The sequence below is a fragment of the Glaciimonas sp. PAMC28666 genome (assembly GCF_016917355.1).
Taxonomy (GTDB): Bacteria; Pseudomonadota; Gammaproteobacteria; order Burkholderiales; family Burkholderiaceae_D; genus Glaciimonas.
Map to the genome: position 1 here is coordinate 4,387,154 of NZ_CP070304.1, position 21,939 is coordinate 4,409,092.

At 50.8% G+C, this 21,939-nt stretch carries 20 protein-coding genes; 11 read left to right on the forward strand and 9 right to left on the reverse strand.

Annotated features, from left to right (window positions below; translation table 11 throughout):
• Positions 1 to 47: 47 nt before the first annotated feature.
• The 3 genes from JQN73_RS18670 (at position 48) to JQN73_RS18680 (ending at position 1,821) form a co-directional block, all read left to right on the forward strand.
• Positions 48 to 488, forward strand: coding sequence for a DUF962 domain-containing protein (locus tag JQN73_RS18670; protein WP_205320451.1), 441 nt, complete (start codon positions 48 to 50; stop codon positions 486 to 488).
• Between the two features lie 156 nt (positions 489 to 644).
• On the forward strand, positions 645 to 1,076 hold the full coding sequence (locus JQN73_RS18675; RefSeq protein ID WP_205320452.1) for a CidA/LrgA family protein: 432 nt from the start codon (positions 645 to 647) through the stop codon (positions 1,074 to 1,076).
• Positions 1,069 to 1,821: an LrgB family protein gene (locus tag JQN73_RS18680; RefSeq protein ID WP_205320453.1), complete on the forward strand. Its 753-nt coding sequence runs from the start codon at positions 1,069 to 1,071 to the stop codon at positions 1,819 to 1,821. Before JQN73_RS18675 ends, JQN73_RS18680 begins: the two co-directional genes overlap by 8 nt.
• 152 nt (positions 1,822 to 1,973) lie before the next feature.
• Here the strand turns inward: JQN73_RS18680 and htpG are convergent, their stop codons facing one another.
• Together htpG and JQN73_RS18690 are read right to left on the reverse strand one after the other, a co-directional pair.
• Positions 1,974 to 3,887, reverse strand: coding sequence for a molecular chaperone HtpG (gene htpG, locus JQN73_RS18685; RefSeq protein WP_205320454.1), 1,914 nt, complete (start codon positions 3,885 to 3,887; stop codon positions 1,974 to 1,976).
• Positions 3,888 to 4,111: 224 nt separating this feature from the next.
• The gene (locus tag JQN73_RS18690; protein WP_205320455.1) at positions 4,112 to 5,578 is read right to left on the reverse strand and encodes a PLP-dependent aminotransferase family protein; all 1,467 of its coding nucleotides are present in this window, start codon (positions 5,576 to 5,578) and stop codon (positions 4,112 to 4,114) included.
• A 188-nt stretch (positions 5,579 to 5,766) separates the two neighbouring features.
• Here JQN73_RS18690 and JQN73_RS18695 point away from each other — a divergent pair, with 188 nt between their 5' ends.
• The 4 genes from JQN73_RS18695 to JQN73_RS18710 all read left to right on the forward strand — a co-directional run bounded on the left by JQN73_RS18695 (position 5,767) and on the right by JQN73_RS18710 (position 8,682).
• Positions 5,767 to 6,075: a DUF2917 domain-containing protein gene (locus JQN73_RS18695; RefSeq protein ID WP_205320456.1), complete on the forward strand. Its 309-nt coding sequence runs from the start codon at positions 5,767 to 5,769 to the stop codon at positions 6,073 to 6,075.
• A 2-nt stretch (positions 6,076 to 6,077) separates the two neighbouring features.
• The gene (locus JQN73_RS18700) at positions 6,078 to 6,668 is read left to right on the forward strand and encodes a LysE family translocator (RefSeq protein ID WP_205320457.1); all 591 of its coding nucleotides are present in this window, start codon (positions 6,078 to 6,080) and stop codon (positions 6,666 to 6,668) included.
• Between the two features lie 280 nt (positions 6,669 to 6,948).
• A complete protein-coding gene (locus JQN73_RS18705; protein ID WP_205320458.1) occupies positions 6,949 to 7,407 on the forward strand; it encodes a RidA family protein in 459 nt (152 codons plus the stop codon).
• 81 nt (positions 7,408 to 7,488) lie between these two features.
• Positions 7,489 to 8,682, forward strand: coding sequence for a PLP-dependent aminotransferase family protein (locus JQN73_RS18710; protein ID WP_205320459.1), 1,194 nt, complete (start codon positions 7,489 to 7,491; stop codon positions 8,680 to 8,682).
• A gap of 190 nt (positions 8,683 to 8,872) precedes the next feature.
• Here the strand turns inward: JQN73_RS18710 and JQN73_RS18715 are convergent, their stop codons facing one another.
• The 6 genes from JQN73_RS18715 to JQN73_RS18740 form a co-directional block, all read right to left on the reverse strand.
• A complete protein-coding gene (locus JQN73_RS18715) occupies positions 8,873 to 9,238 on the reverse strand; it encodes a hypothetical protein (RefSeq protein ID WP_205320460.1) in 366 nt (121 codons plus the stop codon).
• A 60-nt stretch (positions 9,239 to 9,298) separates the two neighbouring features.
• Positions 9,299 to 11,617, reverse strand: coding sequence for a DNA topoisomerase IV subunit A (parC, locus tag JQN73_RS18720; RefSeq protein WP_205320461.1), 2,319 nt, complete (start codon positions 11,615 to 11,617; stop codon positions 9,299 to 9,301).
• 25 nt (positions 11,618 to 11,642) lie between these two features.
• Positions 11,643 to 12,539, reverse strand: a complete 897-nt coding sequence (locus JQN73_RS18725; RefSeq protein ID WP_205320462.1) for a lytic transglycosylase domain-containing protein — start codon at positions 12,537 to 12,539, stop codon at positions 11,643 to 11,645.
• Entirely contained in the window at positions 12,539 to 14,527 is a 1,989-nt protein-coding gene (locus JQN73_RS18730; RefSeq protein WP_205320463.1) for a DNA topoisomerase IV subunit B, read from the reverse strand. The genes JQN73_RS18725 and JQN73_RS18730 overlap by 1 nt, the downstream gene beginning before the upstream one ends.
• Before the next feature lie 383 nt (positions 14,528 to 14,910).
• A complete protein-coding gene (locus tag JQN73_RS18735; RefSeq protein ID WP_205320464.1) occupies positions 14,911 to 16,080 on the reverse strand; it encodes a VWA domain-containing protein in 1,170 nt (389 codons plus the stop codon).
• Positions 16,081 to 16,175: 95 nt separating this feature from the next.
• Positions 16,176 to 17,030, reverse strand: a complete 855-nt coding sequence (locus tag JQN73_RS18740) for a MoxR family ATPase (protein WP_205320465.1) — start codon at positions 17,028 to 17,030, stop codon at positions 16,176 to 16,178.
• A gap of 194 nt (positions 17,031 to 17,224) precedes the next feature.
• Between JQN73_RS18740 and JQN73_RS22550 the strand changes: the two genes are divergently transcribed.
• The 4 genes from JQN73_RS22550 (at position 17,225) to JQN73_RS18765 (ending at position 21,346) form a co-directional block, all read left to right on the forward strand.
• Positions 17,225 to 19,678 carry a site-specific recombinase gene (locus JQN73_RS22550; protein WP_240162327.1) on the forward strand — a complete coding sequence of 818 codons (2,454 nt, stop codon included), beginning with the start codon at positions 17,225 to 17,227 and terminating at the stop codon, positions 19,676 to 19,678.
• Between the two features lie 470 nt (positions 19,679 to 20,148).
• A complete protein-coding gene (locus tag JQN73_RS18755) occupies positions 20,149 to 20,385 on the forward strand; it encodes a hypothetical protein (RefSeq protein WP_205320466.1) in 237 nt (78 codons plus the stop codon).
• 274 nt (positions 20,386 to 20,659) lie between these two features.
• The gene (locus JQN73_RS18760) at positions 20,660 to 20,980 is read left to right on the forward strand and encodes a cytochrome c (protein ID WP_205320467.1); all 321 of its coding nucleotides are present in this window, start codon (positions 20,660 to 20,662) and stop codon (positions 20,978 to 20,980) included.
• A 12-nt stretch (positions 20,981 to 20,992) separates the two neighbouring features.
• Complete coding sequence (locus JQN73_RS18765) at positions 20,993 to 21,346, forward strand: cytochrome c (protein ID WP_205320468.1); 354 nt, start codon at positions 20,993 to 20,995, stop codon at positions 21,344 to 21,346.
• Between the two features lie 164 nt (positions 21,347 to 21,510).
• On the opposite strand, the gene JQN73_RS18770 is transcribed toward JQN73_RS18765, so the two are convergent.
• The gene (locus JQN73_RS18770) at positions 21,511 to 21,936 is read right to left on the reverse strand and encodes a DUF1841 family protein (RefSeq protein ID WP_205320469.1); all 426 of its coding nucleotides are present in this window, start codon (positions 21,934 to 21,936) and stop codon (positions 21,511 to 21,513) included.
• Between the last annotated feature and the right edge of the window lie 3 nt (positions 21,937 to 21,939).

A 21,939-nucleotide genomic window follows, 5' to 3' on the forward strand; every position in this document is an offset into this window, starting at 1 on the left:
TAAATTCAACGAGACGAGACGAAAAAAAACTAAAGCAGGAGTACGAGATGTCAATAACGATAAGAAAAATTGATGTCCTGTTGGGAGCTTATGCGGAGAGCCATCGCAACCATACCAACGAGGTTATCCATTGTATTTGCGTGCCGGCAATTGTGTTCGCGTTATTGGGGCTGCTCTGGGCTTTGCATCCATTGGTGGCAACCTTAGCGGCAATCGCCGCGTTAATATATTACGGTGCCTTGTCGCTGCCATTTGCGGCAGGAATGGTGCTAATGGTGGCCTTAATGTTGTTAGTTCTTGATGCATTGCCCGGCAGATCGGTGCTACCGCTGTCAATCGTCGTATTTGTTGCGGCCTGGGTCGGTCAGTTTATTGGTCACCACATCGAAGGTAAAAAGCCATCGTTTTTTGATGACTTACGGTTTTTACTGATTGGCCCCTTATTTGTGCTGAGCTTTTTGTACAAGCGATGGCATTTACCCTATTAAGGCGCCGCATCAAAAGCCCGATGGACGCCGAGCTCGAGTTGAGTGAAAGTTGGGGCTTATGAGGTCGGTTTCGGGAGAGTCAAAAAAAGAGGGAACGCAGGTTAAGGTTGTCGCTTCTTGTCGATAGTTAAATTCGAATGAAAAAGGAGTCATCTAATGCTTGCGACGTTCGCGACCTTATTGATCTTTCAATGCCTCGGCGAGGGAATTACGTTTGCCTTGAAACTGCCCATTCCCGGACCGGTGGTAGGGATGTTACTTCTATTTGTGGCCTTGGTAATCTCCCCTGCGTTGCTTGAGCGGATAGAGGAAACCGGCAGTGAACTACTGCGCCATCTATCGTTGTTGTTTGTGCCGGCAGGTGTCGGGATTATCGTTTCCGCAGCCACCGTGCGCGGGCATTGGTTAGCAGTGATCGTCTCGGTCGTGGTCAGTACCATTCTGACACTTGCCGTCACGGCGACAGTCATACGGTTGACCATGCCGCGCCAACGCCGCGGGAAGAGTGGGCCGCACGTAGACTCGCAGAATGCTTCGTGCACAGTCGATACACAGAGCACGCCAAAAAGTGAGAATGACCATGCATAACATCCCAGAATTTGGATCGATATGGGTCTATCTTGCGGGCTCTCCGCTGCTTGGGCTAACCTTGACCTTGTGCGCCTATGTCACTGCGGTCTGGGTTTACGGGCGCTTCAAATTTTCACCGCTGGCTAACCCTGTTGCTATTGCCATTGCATTAATTGTTTTGGTATTAAAAGCGACCGGTATGTCATATCGCGATTATTTTTCCGGCGCGCAATTCGTCCATTTTTTGTTGGGGCCGGCGACGGTGGCGTTAGCGATTCCTCTCGCACGTCAATTACCGCGTTTACGTCGTTCGTTTATTCCGCTCGTGTGTGGTCTGTTTTCGGGATCGTTAACAGCGATCGTTTCTGCCGTCGCCATTACCGTTGTGATGGGCGGCTCCTACCAGCTGGCTATTTCTATCGGTCCCAAATCGGCGACCACGCCTATAGCCATGGGCGTGTCAGAAAAATTAGGCGGCCTTCCTGCATTAACTGCGGTGCTGGTCATTTGTACCGGTATTTTTGGTGCAGTCATCGCACGATTCTTGTTTAATTGGATGCGCATCGATTCGCACGAAGTACGCGGTTTCGCGCTAGGCGTGACCTCCCATGGGATCGGCACCGCGCGGGCATTTCAGGTCAGCCCGGAGATGGGGGCATTCGCAGGTTTGGGCATGGGAATGAACGGCGTCCTGACGGCATTTCTGGCACCGTGGTTAATCCCGATTGTTGTGAATAATTTATCTTTTCTGGTGTCGAAATAGTACCGAAATGCGCATTCTCTTAACGTCATTTGCTCCGATTGAATGGAGCGCCTTTTGTTTAGGCAAAAAAATGGGAGAGCCCGGCTCCCCCATTCTTAATTCTTATCTCACGCTGCTAATGCTTGTTGGTGCTGAATGGCAATGATTAGCGCTTATTTAGCGGCTAAACCCAGCAACATATCATTGAGACGTTTGACGAAAGACGCCGGATCAACCAACGCACCACCTTCGGCCAGCATTGCCTGATCGAAAAGAATGTTTGCCCAATCGTCAAATTTCGCTTCTTCGTATTTCAAACGTTGCACTAATGGATGGTCAGGATTAATTTCCAGAATAGGTTTCGAGTCAGGCGCATCCTGACCTGCAGCCTTCAGCATGCGCATCAGATTGCCGGACAATTCGTTGGTATCGGCGACAAGACAAGCGGGTGAATCGGTCAGACGGAAAGTGACGCGTACATCTTTGGCTTTTTCGGCCAATGATGTTTTCATCTTTTCGACCAAATCCTTAAACTGTGTTTCGGTTTCTTCGTGCTGCTTTTTCTCGGCTTCGTCTTCCAGCGTGCCAAGATCAAGTCCACCCTTTGCTACCGATGCCAGTTCCTTACCTTCAAAATCCTGCAGGAACGACAGCATCCATTCGTCTACGCGGTCAGTCAACAACAAAACTTCGACACCTTTTTTGCGGAAAATCTCTAAATGTGGGCTGTTCTTGGCCGCAGTATAGGTTTCGCCGGTGGCGTAATAGATCTTGTCCTGGCCTTCTTTCATGCGGCCGATGTAATCAGCAAACGAGACGGTTTGCGCATCGCTGCTGGCATCAGTCGAGGCAAATCGCAGCAGCTTGGCGATACGATCCTTATTGGTGGCATCTTCGCCAAGACCTTCCTTCAGGACCTGACCGAACTGGGTCCAGAAGGTTGCGTATTTATCCTTTTGGGTTTGTTCGTCATTGTTTGCCAATTCTTCCAGCATACTCAATACACGCTTGGTTGAACCTTCGCGGATAACGCGGACATCGCGCGATTCCTGCAGAATTTCACGCGAAACGTTCAGCGGCAAATCTGCTGAGTCAATGACACCTTTAACAAAGCGCAGATAGACCGGCATCAGTTGTTCCGCATCGTCCATAATAAAGACGCGCTTGACGTATAACTTAAGGCCGCCACGTTTGTTGCGGTCCCATAAATCAAACGGCGCACGGGCTGGAATATACAATAATTGGGTATATTCGCTACGGCCTTCAACCCGGTTGTGGGTATAGATTAACGGCGCTTCGAAAGCGTGCGAGACGTGTTTATAGAACTCGACATACTGCTCTTCAGTAATGTCCGACTTGCTGCGCGCCCACAATGCGCTAGCTTGGTTGACGGTCTCGAAATCGTCGGTGACGACGGTCTCTTTCTTCTCTTCGTTCCATTCTTCTTTCTGCATCAGGATTGGCAGCGAGATATGGTCAGAGTATTTCTGAATAATCGATTTAAGCTTCCATGCCGACAGGAACTCGTCTTCCTCTGCACGCAAATGCAAAACGATGTCGGTACCGCGGCTGACTTTGTCGATCGCTTCAATACTGAACTCGCCCGCGCCTTCAGATTCCCAGCGCACGCCTTCGGTCGGGTTAGTGCCAGCACGGCGGGTCTCGACGGTGATTTTGTCTGCAATGATAAAGGCGGAATAGAAACCCACGCCAAACTGTCCGATCAAAGCAGCATCTTTTTGCTGGTCGCCTGATAGTTTTGAGAAAAATTCTTTAGTACCGGACTTCGCAATGGTGCCGAGGTGGGAGATCGCGTCGTCGCGCGTCATCCCAATGCCATTGTCCGAGATCGTGATGGTGCGACCAACTTTATCGAACGTGACTTTAATCTTCAGTTCAGGATCGTTCTCGAACAAGGCGCCATCGTTGATTGCTTCAAAACGTAGCTTATCAGCGGCGTCGGAGGCATTGGAGACCAACTCGCGCAAGAAAATTTCTTTGTTCGAGTACAAAGAGTGAATCATCAGTTGTAGCAACTGTTTGACTTCTGCCTGAAAGCCCAGGGTTTGCTTTTCGGATACGGCCATTGTCTGTTACCTCTAAAGATTAAATACGAATAAAAGGAATGTCTCCGCGGTTCTGGCTGCGGCTTGAATCGCCACCATTAAAAGCGAATTTCCTCAAAAATGGGGCGTAGTTTGGGTATTTCAAGGGTTTTAGTGTGAATGCTGTTGAATCCATCGATAAGTGCCGCCAAAAACCAACTGAATCTGTTGCATATCATCATACCGATTTCGTATTCAACTTAAAGCTATCGACCGCATTCCTGCTCGAGAAATCGCCAGATGCCCGGATCTGACATTGCAGCGACGTTAATACGCATCCGGGTTGAGGGTAGTTGGTTCGGGGAAAATAACGCGCCGGGTGCCAGCATAAAGCCTTGTGCAGCTGCTTTTTCGGCCAGGACGTTGGTATCGTAGCCGGTATCAACCCAGATGAACATCCCTGCGGGCGTCATGATATCAACCATCATTCCAAGTCGCTCCAACTGCCGAATGGTCTTGTCGCGCGCGCTATCTAATTTGGTTCGGAGGCGGTCTGCGTGCTTGCGGTAATGGCCTTCGGACAAAATTTTGTAGACCACGCGCTCTCCGATCTCGGCCGTCGTCAGGGTAGTCAGCATTTTACGATCGGTTAAGTGCTGCGCCAACTCATGTGAGGTGGCAATAAAGCCTACCCGTAAATTGGCCGACAATGTTTTCGAAAATCCGCCCAGATAGATGACCCGATTAAGTTGATCAAGCGCCGCCAGTCTGGTGGCGGGCTGAACCGCAGAGCCGGGATGAATATCGCAATAAATGTCATCCTCCACGATCATGAAATTGTGCTCTTCGGCAATCTTTAGCGTTTGAAAGGCCTTCGCCGCCGACATCGAGGTTGAGGTTGGATTGTGCAGCACTGACACCAAAACGTAGAGTTTTGGTTTATGTAGCGCAGCCAATTCCGCTAACTTCACAATATCGGGTCCATCTGCAAGACGCGGAATGCCAATCACCTTGGCGCCCAGGGCCGCAAATGAACCAAACATCAGAAACCACGAAGGATCATCGACGAATATAACGTCTCCCGGTTGGGTAAAGTGGCGTGCTACCAAATCAAGCGCTAAAGTGACACCCGTGGTGGTGACGATCTGCTCCGGTGTTACCGCAATTTCAAGTTCCGCCAGCTTGAGCTGCAACTGTTGGCGTAATGGAAAAAATCCTTGCGGATCGCCGTAGCCCAGCAACTGATTAACGCTCTGGCGACTGATGGCGCGCAAGGCATTCGCAATCAGTTCGCCATCAAGCCATTCAGCGGGGCACATGCCCATTCCCGGTTTTTTTTGCGTCGGCATCTGCCGAAACATATTTCGCACCAGCCAGACGATGTCTATCGAGGGCGTTTGCTCCTGGTCAAATTGCGGCAGCTGATGGGCATTGATGAGAGGCGACCGTTCCCGCACGTAAAAGCCCGATCCTCGGCGCGACTCCAGAAAGCCTTTGGCTACCAGCCGGTCGTAAGCCTCCACCACTGTGAAGCGCGATACGCTATTCAGGTCGGCATACTGGCGGATAGAGGGCATGCGCGCACCGGTTCGCAGCAATTTGTCACTAATGCGCGTTTCAATAACACGCACAATCTGCTCAACCAGTGACGTATCTGCATCGCGGGACAGCAGTTGCTGTGTACTCACCAGGCGCGGGGCGGAAAGTTTTCGTGGACTAGGTGTATTGGTCATTTTACCGGTGCAATATAAGTAATTACTTTATAAAGTGTATTGGTACTGTATCGTTCTTGTCGGTTAGGATACACCTATCCGATTGACACCATCAATGTCGGATACAAAAAAAGTGGACTGAGTCAGAAAAGCGCTTCTTTCCTTTGGCGCCACGCTATTTCAGGTTGAATACGATGAAAAAATTGTTCATGAAAGATTCCCATACGATGAATGCCGGAGATGTGTTGGCCGGTATCGCTCTGCGCCCTTGTTCGCTGCGGGTAGTAGCCGGTCGGGTGTGGATTACGCGTGAGGGTGATCTCGATGACCATTGGTTAATCGCTGGGCAGCGGTTACCGATTCAACCGGATCAGTTGATTGTGGTTGAGGCGGATTCGTCGGCCAGTCAGGTTGAGATTGCGTGCGTCAATAATCGTGGTGTGCTGATCGCGATATTGCGTTGTTTTGGTACTGCTTTGCGCCAGCCCTTCCGTGCAGCGGTCGGCGGTGCGGCATGATCATGGAATCGTTATTCCCCCTAGCGGTGTTTGCGTTCGTATCGTCCATCACGCCTGGCCCCAATAATATTATGCTGACATCGTCCGGCATCATGTTCGGTTTCACCCGTTCAATCCCGCATCTACTGGGGGTCACCGTTGGTTTTTGCGTCCTCTTGCTGATTTGTGCATTGGGCGTAGGCAGTTTATTGCTGGCCCTGCCATCCATGCATATGATTCTGAAAACGTTGGGTTCCGGATATTTACTCTATCTCGCGTGGAAGCTGCGCAATATGTCATTCAAGGCACAGCAGGACAGTAACGCCCGTCCGATGTCCTTTACCCATGCCGCGTTATTTCAGTTTGCCAATCCAAAAGCCTGGATTATGGCGATCACCAGTGCATCCGCTTTTTTGCCTCTGGTGCAACCATTCTGGCTGGCGCTTTGTCTGTATTGCCTGGTCTTTAGCGCCATCAATCTGCCTTGTGTCAGCGTGTGGGCGGGAGCGGGTTCTGTTTTACGGCGTTATTTGGCACAGAAATTATGGCAGCGGGTTTTCTGCACGGTCATGGTGCTGCTAACAATTTATTCAGCGATTTCAATCTGGCTTTAGTTCGATGCCGGGATGCGAAGTTTGCATTCCCGGCCCCTCGGAAAGACGGGTATTTTCGGCACAAAAGAAGTGCAAAAGAAGTGCCAGTACCTCTCCAGGATCGCGCCGGGCCGGTCTGAAGGTCGGTTGGCCAATGCGGTGTCAGCTCATCTCACTATAAATAACGATGCTAAACATGTACTTTTTTCGCAAAGCGAGTATAGATTTGAGATAATCACCTATTCGCCGTCCAAACAACGGGCGTAACTGTATTTTACCCATCCATTTTTTGGAGTATTAGATGTCTGTATATGAAAAGCTGAAATCCCTGAACATCACATTGCCTGTTGTCGCCGCACCTGCTGCTGCCTATGTTATGTACGCGCAAAGCGGTAATAATGTTTTCTTATCTGGCCATTTGGCAAAAAAAGAGGGCAAAGTGTGGGTCGGGCAGCTTGGCAAGAATATCACCACTGAAGAAGGCAAGGAAGCAGCGCGCGGTATTGCAATCGAACTCATCGCGACACTTCAAGCAGCCTGCGGTGGCGATCTGACACGCGTTAAACGTATTGTTAAGCTGATGAGTCTGGTTAATTCCACCAGCGATTTCACGGAACAACATCTGGTGACAAACGGTGCCTCTGAATTGTTGGCAGAAGTGTTTGGCGAGCAAGGCAAGCACGCACGCTCCGCATTCGGCGTGGCGCAAATCCCCATGGGCGCTTGCGTTGAAATTGAATTAATCGCCGAAATCGATTAAGTTCCTGTACGTTATATGAAAGTTGCGGGACCACGCCGTGGTCAATGCCGCAATTGTCAACACCGATAAAAGAGACTTGTAATGAAAATTGAGAACCCAAACGCAGTTAAATGGCATTTTTCGGAGCGCGCACAAAAATTGCAAGGTTCCGCTATTCGCGAAATTCTAAAAATAACGATGCGTCCGGAAGTGATCTCTTTTGCCGGTGGCTTGCCTTCGCCTGCGACTTTTCCGGTCGAGCAGATGAAGGTTGCATTCGACAAGGTGTTGACGCAGCAAGGCAAAGTGGCATTGCAATACGGGCCGACGGATGGTTACGGTCCGTTGCGCGAATGGGTCGCGAATTCATTATCGATTAACGGTTCGACGATCTCGATGGACCAGGTATTAATGGTTTCCGGTTCACAGCAAGGTCTGGATTTGCTCGGAAAAGTGCTGATCGACGAGGGCAGCAAGGTGCTGGTCGAAACACCAAGCTATCTTGGCGCGTTGCAGGCTTTTTCATTGTACGGTCCTGAATTTGTTTCAATCCCGACCGACGAAGGTGGCTTAATTCCCGAAACAGTCGCTTCGCTGGGCAAGGACGCACGCCTGCTTTATTCTTTACCTAACTTCCAAAACCCGACTGGTCGCACGATGTCGCTTGAGCGGCGTCAGGCATTAGTGGAAACTTGTGCCCGGTTGAATTTGCCATTAATTGAAGATGATCCGTATGGCGCACTCAGCTACCGCCGCGAGCCACTGCCGAAAATGTTGAATATGAATCCCGATGGTGTCATCTACATGGGTTCGTTTTCGAAAGTATTAACGCCTGGAATTCGTCTTGGCTATGTCGTCGCACCGCGTGAGTTGGTCGATAAAATGGAACAAGCCAAGCAGGCGACTGATTTACATACTGCTCAATTGACACAAATGGTGGTCTACGAAGCGATCAAAGATGGCTTTCTGGATTCGCATATTCCAACAATTCGCCAGTTATATTCAGATCAGTGCGATGCCATGCTGGCAGCTTTACAAACCTATTTTCCAAGCAGTGCCTCCTGGACCAAGCCAGAAGGGGGCATGTTTATTTGGGTAACCTTACCAAAGCATATCGACACCATGAAATTGCTGGATGAGGCGATTAAAGAGCATGTTGCATTTGTTCCTGGTGCACCGTTCTTTGCCAACACGCCGGAATCGAACACCTTGCGCTTGAGTTTTGTGACGGTGTCTCCAGAAAAGATACGTGAAGGTGTCGAAAAATTGGGTAAATTGATTTCTGCAAAGCTGTAAGTTCTTCGAATCCTTAAGGTTTGCTGGAATGTAAAACCGCAGGGGATGCAAAAATAAATTGCATGACGTAAAAAGGGAGACCATTGGTCTCCCTTTTTACGTTTAACCTGCCGGTACACGATGAATCAATATGCTCAATCGGGATTGCTAGTCACGATGGTCAATCACTACAATTAATCATTACAGTGAATCAATACTCCAACCGCCAATCACCGGCCCGCAGGCAAGAATCTACAGCTGCATCTCGCCGTGAAGCATTCACATCATTCTGCGAATAGGATGGCGGCAGATATATCCCCGGCGTCGTATTGCACACCACCTGACTATTTTTATCATCACTATTAATCCTGCGGCAGTTAGTCGTGCTGGGACTTTGATAGCCTGGATTAAGCTGATTAACGATCACCGTAGGATAAATCTGTGCAGCTTGTTTTTCGCACGATAATTTATCGCGATAGAAGTCGCTCTCGCCTTTGTACGGATGCTTCCAGGTTGCGCAACCTGAAAGCGCCGATAGCGAAGCGACGATGAACACCAGGGAAAATGATGGATGCAAGCGGTTACCTTTAAAAATTGATGCGATTGCTTTGATTGAACAAGTTACTTTACAGACGAATTATGCCTGTGGCGTCAATGTCATCGGCTTCAGTTTGGACTCAAGCAATTTGCCTTTGCGGGCCCGTTTACCAATATGTAGCATTAAACCACTGGCTGACAGCGAGACGTCCTGCGCTTTGCCACCGCGTCCCATGCCGGAAACGATCACACCACGTTGGCTGATGGGTTGCGCAGCCAACAGTTTTTCCGCATTCTCCAACTCCATCAGAATCACGCCACGCCCGCCGTTGGTAAGCATTTTGCATTCTTCCAGGCCGAAAACCAGCAACCGTCCTTTTTCGGACAAGCAGGCAATCGCGCTGGCATTGCTAGCGATAGGGCGGGGCGGTAACGATTGGTCGCCTTCATCCAGCGTAATGTAAGCTTTTCCTGCCTTCACGCGGCTCAACATGTCGCCCACTTTCGCGGTGAACCCGTAGCCACCGGATGACGCCAATAATAACGTCACCTCTGCGGAGGCGGCGAAGTAATGCAAGATGCTGCTGCCGTTGGCTAGATCAATCAGTGTGGTGATCGGTATCCCATCTCCCCGTGCGTTGGGCAGAGAGGCTACCGAGACGGAGTAAATTCGACCGTTCGAACCGAATACCAGCAGATTGTCGACCGTGCGGCATTCAAATGCGCCGTACATGGCGTCGCCAGCTTTAAACGTGAACTGGGCAGCATCCTGAGCATGCCCGCTCCGTGCGCGTATCCAGCCTTTCTGCGAAACGATGACGGTGACTGGCTCATCGATGACTTTAGTTTCTACCACGGCCTTTTCAGCCGCTTGAATCAAGGTGCGGCGGGCGTCGCCGAACTGTTTTTGATCCGCTTCGATTTCCTTGATGATCAGACGCTTCAGGGAGGCCGGATTCTCAAGCAGGTCCTGAAGACCTTTCTTTTCATCGCGGAGGGTGGCCAGCTCTTGCTGGATTTTGATCGTCTCCAGTCGGGCGAGCTGGCGCAACCGGATTTCAAGAATATCTTCCGCCTGCCGGTCCGATAGCTTAAACGCGTCCATTAACGCCGGTTTTGGCTCGTCCGATTCCCGGATGATCTTGATCACCTTATCGATATTAAGCAAGATCGCTTCGCGACCTTCTAGAATATGGATGCGATCTTCTACCTTTTGCAGCTTGAATTGTGAACGTCGGGTAATCGTCGCGAAACGGAATTGAATCCATTCGCGCAAAATCATCCCCAAGCCTTTTTGACGAGGCCGACCATCGCCACCGATCATTACCAGATTGATGGAAGCACTGCTTTCTAGCGAGGTATGCGCCAGCAGCATGTTGGTGAATTCAGTCTGATCGATGTTTTTTGATTTTGGTTCGAATACCAGGCGCACCGGCGCATCCCGGCCAGACTCATCACGCACCGCATCAAGGACCGACAAAATGGTCTGTTTGAGCGCCATTTGATCAGGGCTTAGCGATTTTTTGCCAAGCTTGATCTTTGGATTGGTAATTTCTTCAATCTCTTCCAACACTTTTTGGGAAGACGTGTTTGGCGGTAATTCTGTGACCACTGCCTGCCATTGACCGCGCGCCAGTTCCTCAATTTTCCAGCACGCGCGGACCTTCAGGCTACCGCGGCCGATCTCATACATATCGGAAATAGCCGTCGCGGAACTAATGATTTGCCCGCCGCCCGGAAAGTCGGGTCCTGGAATCATTTCCATCAATTCCGCGTGCGTCATGTTCGGATTGCGAATCAACGCAACAGCCGCCTTGGCGACCTCCGTCAGATTGTGCGACGGAATTTCTGTGGCCAGACCCACGGCGATACCGGAGGCCCCATTCAACAACACAAACGGCAATCGACCCGGTAACAGTTTTGGTTCTTCGGTAGAACCATCATAGTTGGGTTGAAAATCGACCGTTCCCATGTCGATTTCATCAAGCAACAATTTTGCGATCGGGGTTAAACGTGCCTCGGTATATCGCATCGCGGCTGCGCCATCGCCATCACGAGATCCAAAGTTACCCTGACCGTCGATCAGCGGATAACGGAGCGAAAAATCCTGTGCCATCCGTACCAACGCATCGTAGACCGACTGGTCGCCGTGGGGATGCAGTTTACCCAACACATCACCCACCACCGCGGCTGATTTACGTGGCTTGGCGGCTGAATTCAGGCCAAGCTCATTCATCGCGTACAAGATGCGACGCTGGACCGGTTTCTGGCCGTCCGAAACGTCAGGCAATGCACGGCCTTTTACGACCGAAATGGCGTAATCCAGATAGGCGCGTTCTGCGAAAGTTGCAAGGGTCAGTGATTCACCAGGTTCACCATCAGGTGGCGGCAGGTCAAATAGATCGTTTTGTTCAGTCATGAAATTTCAGAGATTATTCGGTGGGTTATTCAATGAGAGGCTGCAGGCCGTCTGGCATATTTCTACGCCCGGGAATCACCAAATGTATGCGCGGGCTATTGCTGCGCCCGCCATCATTTGCGCTGGTGTCTGCAAAATTATTAATGTTGTTTGATGGATGATCTGATTTTGCCGCAAGTTTCGTTGCAAGCCGGGTGTCAAGATTCGCCTCGTACTGACTCTGCGCCGGTCTGTAAAGTGCATAGAATTGCGCCACGATTTGTACGTAGTTGCGCGTTTCCGGGAACGGCGGAATCTGATTGTTGTATTTTCTTACCGCGCCTTCCCCTGCATTGTACGAAGCGATGACTAAATCCTGCTTGGCGGGGAACATCAATAATAAATCGCGTAAATAGCGGGCGCCAAGGCGAATATTCGTACGCGGATCGGTTAACTTCTCCTGCACTGATTTTTTCTTGTCGCTGGTAATCCCATAACGCTCGGCCGTGTCTGGCATGATTTGCATCAGGCCAACAGCCCCTTTTGGCGACACAGCAGCCGGGTTAAAGCCCGACTCGGCCGCCATCACCGCTTTTAGCAACGCGGGTTCAAGCGCAAATTCTTTTGCTGCCTGATCGACAAAAACTTCAAATTTTTTAAGACCGGGATGCTGCGACAAATAACGATATAACGGCGTTTTGGAAAAGTTTGCATCTGATGCAACCGGCTGTTGCCCATTGCGAGGGAAAAAGTTCGAAGAATCAAAAGTAGCATTTCCACGCATATAAAGCTGATAACGCGGCGTCAGTTTTTCAGTCGCAAAATGCCCGGCCCCTTGCTCATCGATAAAGCCATAAATATCGGCACGCGCGCTGACCGTTACCAACATCGACATGAAAGCCAATGTTTGTAAAAGTCGATGCATGTGTGCCGACAATGTCATCAGATATCTGCCTCGGCTTCATTACCGTGCTCTTCAATCCAGGCGCGGCGCGCTGATGCTTCGCCTTTTCCCATCAACATATTGAAGCGATTTTCTGACGCCTCCAGATCAAATGCACCCAATGTAATAGGTAACAAACGGCGCGTATCAGGATTCATCGTGGTCTCCCACAATTGGCCCGCATTCATCTCGCCCAAACCTTTAAAGCGAGAAATGGTCCACGAACCGTCCTTGACGCCATCTTTACGCAACTTATCTTCGATTGCGGTGAGTTCACCGTTATCTAGTGCATAGATTTTTTGCGCCGGTTTTTTACCGCGAGCCGGGGCATCTACCCGGAACAATGGCGGACGTGCAACGCAAATATGCCCGCGGTCGATTAATTGTGGGAAGTGCTTGAAAAACAGCGTTAGTAGCAACACCTGAATATGCGAGCCATCAACGTCCGCATCCGACAATATGCAAATCTTGCCATAGCGCAGCGTACTGAAATCGACGGTGTCATTTTTGCTATGAGGATCGATCCCGATCGCCACCGCCATATCGTGGATTTCATTATTCGCAAACAAGCGGTCGCGCTCGGTCTCCCACGAGTTCAACACTTTTCCACGCAAGGGAAGAATCGCTTGAAACTCTTTGTCCCGCCCCATTTTTGCAGAACCGCCCGCTGAGTCACCCTCGACCAGAAATAACTCGTTGCGACCAATATCGCTGGATTCGCAGTCGGTCAGTTTGCCGGGTAATACGGCAATACCCGAGGTTTTTTTCTTTTCGACTTTCTGGGTCGAGCGCAAACGATTTTGCGCTTGCTTGATCACCAGTTCAGCTAGCTTTTTACCATATTCCACGTGATGATTGAGCCACAGCTCCAGCGCGGGTTTGGTATAAGTCGAAATCAGCCGGACCGCATCGCGCGAATTCAGGCGCTCTTTGATTTGCCCTTGAAATTGCGGGTCTAATACCTTGGCAGACAATACAAACGATACCCGGGCAAAGACATCCTCCGGCAGCAGCTTGACGCCCTTCGGTAATAGCGAATGCATATCGACGAAGTTTTTGACAGCGCCAAACAATCCTTCGCGCAACCCGGATTCATGCGTGCCACCCGCCGAAGTCGGAATCAGATTGACATACGACTCACGGACGATGCCACCATCTTCGGTCCATGCAACGACCCACGCAGCGCCTTCGCCCTCGGCGAAGCCGTCGGTTTCTGCAGTGGCGTATTGTTCGCCTTCGAACAGCGGAATCAATGGTTCCGAGCTGGACGACTGCGCTAACGACTCCATCAGATAGCCGCGTAATCCCTGCTCATATTGCCAGGTTTGACTATCATTGGTCTTAGCGTTGAGCAGGGTGACTTTAACGCCCGGAAGCAACACCGCTTTAGAGCGCAGCAGACGTTGCAATTCCGGTTGCGAAATCGCAGGGGAATCAAAGTATTTCGGATCTGGCCAGGCGGTAACGCGCGTTCCGGCTTTTTTGTCATCGCGCGTTTGCGACCGGGTTTTCAATGGTTCAATCAGATCACCACCGGCAAACGCCAACTGATGCACGCCGCCTTCACGCCAGACGGTGATTTCCAGCCGTGTAGAAAGTGCATTGGTCACTGATACGCCGACCCCATGCAGTCCACCGGAGAAGGCGTAAGCGCCGCCACTGCCTTTATCGAATTTACCGCCAGCGTGCAGACGCGTGAATACGATCTCAACGGTAGGTACTTTTTCTTCAGGATGCATGCCGACGGGGATACCGCGACCGTCATCTTCAACACTGACGCTGCCGTCCACGTTCAACGTCACCAGAATATTTTTGCAATAACCGCCAAGAGCCTCATCGGATGCATTATCAATGACCTCCTGGATAATATGCAGCGGATTTTCCGTCCGCGTGTACATGCCGGGACGTTGTTTAACAGGCTCCAGTCCCTTAAGGACGCGGATGGATGATTCGCTGTAGTCGGAAATCGGAGATTTTTTAGTTGCCATGCAATTTAATAGGGGGTCGATTTAAGTTATTTTTACTTTAATGAAAAAGACAAAAAAACAAGATATGTCAAAAGTGCGAATGTTAGTCCTGTGCGCATTCTAATGAAAAAACCGACAGAACTACAGATTAGGCTGGCTCTCCACGCAAAAACATTTCCCAGCGGGCTGATCTGCCCGGCTCTACGCCATGACGAATTGATGGAAATGGGTGCGCCAGTGGAGGAAGGTGCTTATTTGATAATTAGTTTGGATGCGTTCGCCTGAAGCCGGAAATAGTCACAAAGACCACAGGCGGAAGATCGCTGCCACTCTTCGGTCCTTTGCCTATTATATGGGCGCGAACGAAAAATGAAAGGCGTATCGTTGTTGCCCGATTTTATGCATCACTTGCTCAACAAGCGCATTCCACGTTCCAGTCCATCGATGGTCAATCCAAACATACGATTGCTCATCAATTGCTTCACAATCTCCACTGATTGACGATATTGCCATAAACCTTCCGGTTCAGGATTGAGCCAAATGAATTTCGGAAAAGCGTTGGTGAAGCGCTGCAGCCAGTCGGCACCAGCTTCATCATTGCTGTATTCAACAGAACCACCGGGTTGCAAAATCTCATAAGGACTCATGGTCGCGTCGCCGACAAAAATCAATTTGGTATCCGGCTTATATTTACGCAAAATATCCCACGTAGGGAACCGTTCAGCATGACGGCGATGATTGTTTTTCCACACATAATCGTAGACGCAATTGTGAAAATAGAAGAAATCCATATTCTTGAATTCGCTTTTAGCTGCGGAAAACAACTCTTCTGTGCGCGCAATATGATCATCCATGCTGCCACCGACATCCAACAGCATCAGCACCTTAATGTTGTTTTTTCGCTCGGCTTGCATACGGATATCCAGATAGCCAGCATTGTGCGCCGTGGCCCGGATTGTATCGTCCAGTGCCAATTCCTCCGCCATCCCTTCGCGGGCAAAGCGGCGCAGGCGGCGCAAGGCGACTTTAATGTTGCGCGTGTTTAATTCGCGTTCGTCATCATAGTCTCTATAGCTCCGCGCTTCCCAGACCTTCACGGCGGTACGGTTACCGCCGCTGCCGCCCATGCGGATGCCCTCAGGATTGGTACCACCGTGGCCGAATGGTGAGGTGCCGCCGGTGCCGATCCATTTGTTGCCACCTTCATGGCGGCCTTTTTGTTCTTCAAGCAACTCTTTAATACGATCCATCAGTTTGTCGTAGCCGAATTTCTCAAGCTGCGCCAACTGTTCTGGCGTGAGATCACGCTTCATGCGTTGGACCAGCCAATCAAGCGGTATCTCAGGGTTCTTGTCAAAAATGGTTTGAATGCCTTTGAAATACAGCCCAAACGCCTTATCGAATTTGTCGTAGTGTGCTTCGTCCTTGACCAGCGTTGTCCGCGCCAGATAATAAAAATTATCCAGCGATGGTGTAATGACGTGCTTTTGCAAAGCTTCCAGCAGAATCAAAAATTCTTTGATCGATACCGGAATTTTAGCGTTCTTAAGTGTGTAGAAAAAATCGATCAGCATGGGAAGTTCGTAGAATGTTTTTAAGACTGACCCAACCTTGTTTCAGGAAGGAATAGCCAAAACAGGTTGGTTTGGTATCAGTCCACTGTTTGCTATTAACGATTTTTGCGGGCCATATATACCAGGCGCTCAAACAAATGCACGTCCTGCTCGTTTTTCAGCAAAGCGCCGTGGAGCGGGGGCACGATGGTTTTGATGTCGCTACTTTGTAAGGCAGAGGCGGGAATATCTTCGGCCAGCAACAATTTTAACCAGTCCAGCAATTCTGAAGTCGACGGCTTTTTCTTCAACCCGGCAACGTCCCGTACCTGATAGAACGTTTCCAGCGCCTGCGCCAACAAATCCTTTTTCAATTCGGGAAAATGGACGTCCACGATATCGCGCATGGTTTCTTTGTCGGGGAATTTAATGTAATGGAAAAAGCATCGACGTAAAAACGCGTCCGGTAATTCTTTTTCATTATTCGACGTAATGATGACCAATGGCCGAAATTTGGCTTTCACCATTTCGCGGGTTTCGTAGACATAAAACTCCATCCGATCGAGTTCTCGTAACAAATCATTGGGGAACTCAATATCGGCTTTATCGATCTCATCGATCAACAAAACAACTTGCTGATCAGCATTAAATGCTTGCCACAACACACCTTGAATAATGTAATTGTGAATATCCTTGACGCGTTCGTCGCCCAACTGGGAGTCACGCAACCGTGAAACGGCGTCGTATTCGTATAAACCTTGCTGTGCTTTCGTTGTTGATTTGATATGCCATTGCAATAACGGCATATCCAAAGCAACCGCCACTTCTTCTGCCAGCATGGTCTTACCGGTCCCCGGTTCGCCTTTGATCAGCAGTGGCCGCTGCAGAACCAACGCGGCGTTGACTGCTAATTTCAGGTCGTCGGTAGCGACGTAGTTGCTGGAACCTTCAAAACGGTGTTGTTGTCGCATGGCGTAGTCATCTGGAAGAAAATAAAATTGAGTATAAAGTAGAACGGCAAAAGGCATGTCGAGGAAGGCCACAATGAGAATTTGTCATCATGTGTAAAATATCTGATAGGAAATAATGAATTGCGTACACTTCTTGCTCTTGTTTCAATGGTCGAACAGCAGCGACCACTTATTTGTTAAATAATAATTAAAAAATGAAAATACTTTTTTTAAGACTTCGGGTCATGTGGCGGCGATTCCGCCAAGGTGATCGTTACCAAAACAAGAATTCCGTTCAAAGCGCACAAGAGCTGGAAACCTTAATGCGCCGTGCCAATCCGCTTTCTTCCTGGCAAGAGCGCGCCAACTGGACCATCGATATTGCCGATTGGATACGCCATGAGCCGCCGGTTTCCTTGTTGGACGAGGGTGCCTGGCGCCGCGTAAAGCAGCAGCGCGTGGTGTTTATGCTGGATTGGCTGGACGCGCATCGAGACGTTCGCCGGGTGGTGCAGACTACCCTGCAAAAGACCTTGCGAGAGGCCGCTGGTCCAGAACTGTTTTGCGCCACAGGTCTGCCGAACGAACCCGCGTTCTTTAATGAGCTATCAGAGCACGTCATAAAATATATTTTGCCAAAGCCGCCCGCAGAAGCGGATCTTTCGGTGTTATTTACAGCCATGTTTCCGCATCCGCACGACGCCGAGTGGTTGCTGGAACTGGACGGCGAGACAGTCGAAAGGATATGGAAACTGACCGCGGACGACGGTATTTCGCATACCTATCACCAGCAGATCGACGAAGCCCTTATTTATTTGGTGACGGCGGTGCTGGCAGACGGGGTCAGCAAGGCGTTTCGCTATCGGCTAGACCCTAAAATGCCGTTGCAGGCCACGCCGTTTATGGTGTTGCGCCGTGAACTGGAACGCTACCTCTATCTTATCCCCTCCGACGAAGCGGCATTGCGTAGCGTGCGGATGTTGATCGCCGTGTGTCAGGCACAGACGGATCGCATTTACGGTCATCTTGATGAATACGGTGTCTCTGTCAGTCTGGTGTATCGCGTGGAGCGCATGCGTGCGCATTTGAGCAGGATGACGCGCTTGATCGACTTGCGTGCCGCAGTCGCCTCAAACATGGCGCTGGATATGGCGGAGGCCCTTCATGATGAACTAAGTGCGGAGCTAAATGACGAATCAGATACCGCGCTGCGTCAGGAGTTTGCCGAGGAATGCATTGACGAGTCTGGAGTAAGCGTTGGCGCCGATGGCTCGTCAATCAATGCCCGACCCGCACGGGGCATTGGCAACGCCACGGCCTCGCTTCAGCCTGTTCGTTTGCCCAAAGCAATCGCAAAAACGGTCAAGATTGGGTCAGGCAGCGGCCAAATTCAGGCATTGCTGGTAGATTTTATATTGGCGCATCACCATCGATCATCCATTCGCGGCCTGTTGCGACGCAGCTTCTCCTTACTTGCCCGCAAAATGGTGGAACGCAATGCTGACCATGGCGAGCATTACATTGCGCGTGACAAGAAGGAATACCGCGCCATGCTAATGGCCGCCTGTCGCGGCGGGATAGTGACGGCCTTTACCGTGCTGGGCAAGGCATTATTGTCCTCCGCCGGAATGGCCCGGTTTTTTGAGGGGCTATTTGCCTCCTTGAATTACGCAGTCAGTTTTCTGGCAATATCGGCCATCGGCGGCGTTCTGGCGACCAAGCAGCCGGCAGTCACAGCGCCTGCTCTGGCAGCAAAAATGAGCCAGCTGGATACGGTTGAGGGCTTGCGCACCCTGCTCGGTGAGGTCGCGCTGTTGCTGCGCTCGCAGGCAGCGGCGGTGTTTGGTAATTTGATCGCAGTAGTGCCCACTATGCTGGCCATCTCCTTGGTGATTCTGCTGACGACCCATGCGCCCATGCTGGACCTCAAGCATGCGCAGGCGACAATCGAGAGTTTGTCGATCATCGGACCCACGCCATTATTTGCCGCACTCACCGGGATTTTGTTGTGGTTATCCAGCCTGGCGTCCGGCTTTGCCGATAACTGGTTTGCGCTACGGCGACTGCGCGAGGCGCTAACCCATCAGCGCCGTCTGGTACGCGTGTTAGGCGCGCCCCGCGCCGAACGTTGGGCCACCTGGCTTGAACGTCATATCGCGCAGATTGTGGGGAATATTTCACTTGGACTGTTGCTGGGGATGTCCCCCGTGATCGTGCAATTTTTCGGTCTGCCGCTAGATGTCCGGCACGTTACGCTCGCGACAGGCAGTCTGACCGCAGCGGCCAGCAGTCTGGGCTGGCCAATACTGATGTCGCCGCATTTCTGGTTGGCGGTGGCTGGTATTGCCAGTATCGGATTGCTCAATGTTGGTGTCTCATTTGGCTGCGCTCTGGTCCTCGCCTTGCGCGCACGCGAAGTGCCGGTGCGGATACGACGCATCGTCTTCAGAGCAGTATTGCGACGCTTTAGTGCTTCGCCCCGTTCTTTTTTGTTTCCGGAGGCGGTTGTGGTGGCGTCTGTGATGGAAGAGGAGACCGTTGATGATGCGTCAGAGCGGAGCGGTGACGGTTGGTCGGATGACCGTCCCGAGAATGAATCGTCGGAAAGCATGCCAGATGCCAGCCCTTCGGACGCCGCTCGGTTGGTGGATGCAAAACGACCGGGCTGATGCTGATGGGCTTGTAACCTGATTGCGCGTTTTATGGGCGACAATAATAGGGAGGCTTAGGCCTGCCGGTGGCTTTGGATGCCGGTATTCGAATCTTGTTATTTGTCGCCCACCTCGTTTTGATTCGGGGAGCGAATTAAACACTCGCAACGCCATCGAACGATTGCGTCGTTTGGTTTCAAAAGATAGTAGGTTCCATTGGGTAGCTTGCACGATGGTCAGAAATACTAGATACTAAAAAGGTCCCTGAAAAAAGAGGGGAACGGGTTTGGTAGCCCGATTTATCCAGGCGCACAAACCGCGCAATGCGGTTTTTTTTCGTGTGTGTAACCTTGTTGCGCCTTTTATGGGGGGCAATAGTGGGGAGGCTTCGGCCTGCCGTTGCCTGGAGATCGGTCTACCAACCCCGCTATTTGCCGCCCACCCGTTTGGTAGCGGGAGCGGATTAAACACTATCCAGGAAAGTCACAATGTCGACACACGCCCAATCAAGCACTGAAAAAAATATCGAAATCGTTGATACGCTGACGTTGCTACACAGCCGTACCTCTGCGATCCTCGCCGCCCTGTCAGTAGGGCTTGACAGCGAGCTGGATCAGCTTCCCGCATCCACTGTGCAAGAAGTCCTGGAGACGGCGCAAGCCATGCTGAAAAATGCGCAAAAGGAAGTGAAGGCTTTCGAAGTGCGGGCTGCAGCGCCAGTGTAACGCCAGAGGATCGCCATGTAAGGATGGCGTCCTTCTGCGCGAAAAAGAGAACATTCCTGCTTTGGACCCATATTGGTGCTGCTGGACGTGGACTAGGTGTTAACTTTGAGTTAGACTTAACCGTTTTTTGGTTTCCGATAGCGCAACATTTTGTCTCGCACGCTGAGTTTGTGCGATAACGGCATAAATGGCACCTTATTAACGTTAAGTGGCAGGTCTACCGAAAACCGAACCGGTTTCGCTACAACTACTCGGCTTTTTACCCACAGCTATTATGAAAAAATTAATTGCATTCCTCGCGCTTGCGGGTATTGCCCACTTCGCCGCAGCTGCGGACGTCGTAGGTAACGCTAAGGCAGCTGAAAACAAGGTCTCCATGTGTATCGGATGCCACGGCATACCCGGCTATAAAGCTAGCTTCCCAGAGGTATACCAAGTGCCGATGCTTGGCGGTCAGTCTGCCAAGTACATCGAAAATGCATTGGCGGCCTATAAGAAGGGCGATCGCCAGCATCCAACCATGCGCGGCATCGCAGCTTCGTTGTCGGACCAGGACATGGCCGATCTCGCTGCTTATTACTCTCAGCAAAAATAAGGAACCCACACTATGAAAAATATTCTTCTTGGCGTGGTGTTTGTCGTTTCCGCGAGTGCTTCTGTCGGTGCAATTGCCAGTGGTAGCATCGCCGCGGGCGAAGCCGCAGTAAAAAAATATTCCTGTGCTTCTTGCCATGGCGCGAACTTACAAACGCCTATCGATCCAGCTTATCCTAAACTGGCCGGACAGCATCAAGACTATCTTCAACATGCACTGATTGCGTATCAGCGCGGCGCAGCTGGTCCAAATGGTCGCACTAACGCGATTATGGGCGGTGTTGCCAAGGCGCTTACGCATCAGGACATTCAGGATATCGCCGCTTACATCCATAGCTTGCCGACATCGTTGGTATTGCGGAAGTAGTACGAGGCAAAACAGGAGCAGGTTGCAGTTTGCTTGCGCCCAACAAGAAAGCCACCATAGATTGTATGGTGGCTTTTTGTTGTTATCCAGTCTTACACGGTTTGCAGCAGTGACTTCTTTCAGAGACTCAACGCGCGCGCTTCGAAGGCGACACAAGCAGGCTGCTAAACTCTCTTTTTAACGCACTCAATATATTCGGCGCCATCGGGAGGTAGGCCGCTGCGCTGCGCGTTCCAGATCATCTGGCCCAGGCATTCCATGATGTGGTGATAGGCACCATGTTCAGATTGCAGTCGTTGCGTGAGCGCCGTTGATGCGGCGCGAATTCCCGGCGGCTGATCGATGGAAATCTGTTCTGCGATCGACAAGTGCATCGATAGGTGCAGGAACGGATTGGTCTGTCCGTTCTCAACCGAATAATCGGCGGCTAGCGCTGCATCGACATCGTTCAGGTCAGCCGAATATTCCGGGTGCTGCATGATCCAGTCTCGGGCAATCGCTTCGAGTGGTGTCAGTATTTCATTTGCCCGATACTTGCGATAGGTTTCGCAGAAAAAACGACGGACGTCTTGTTGGGAAGGATTGAACATAGA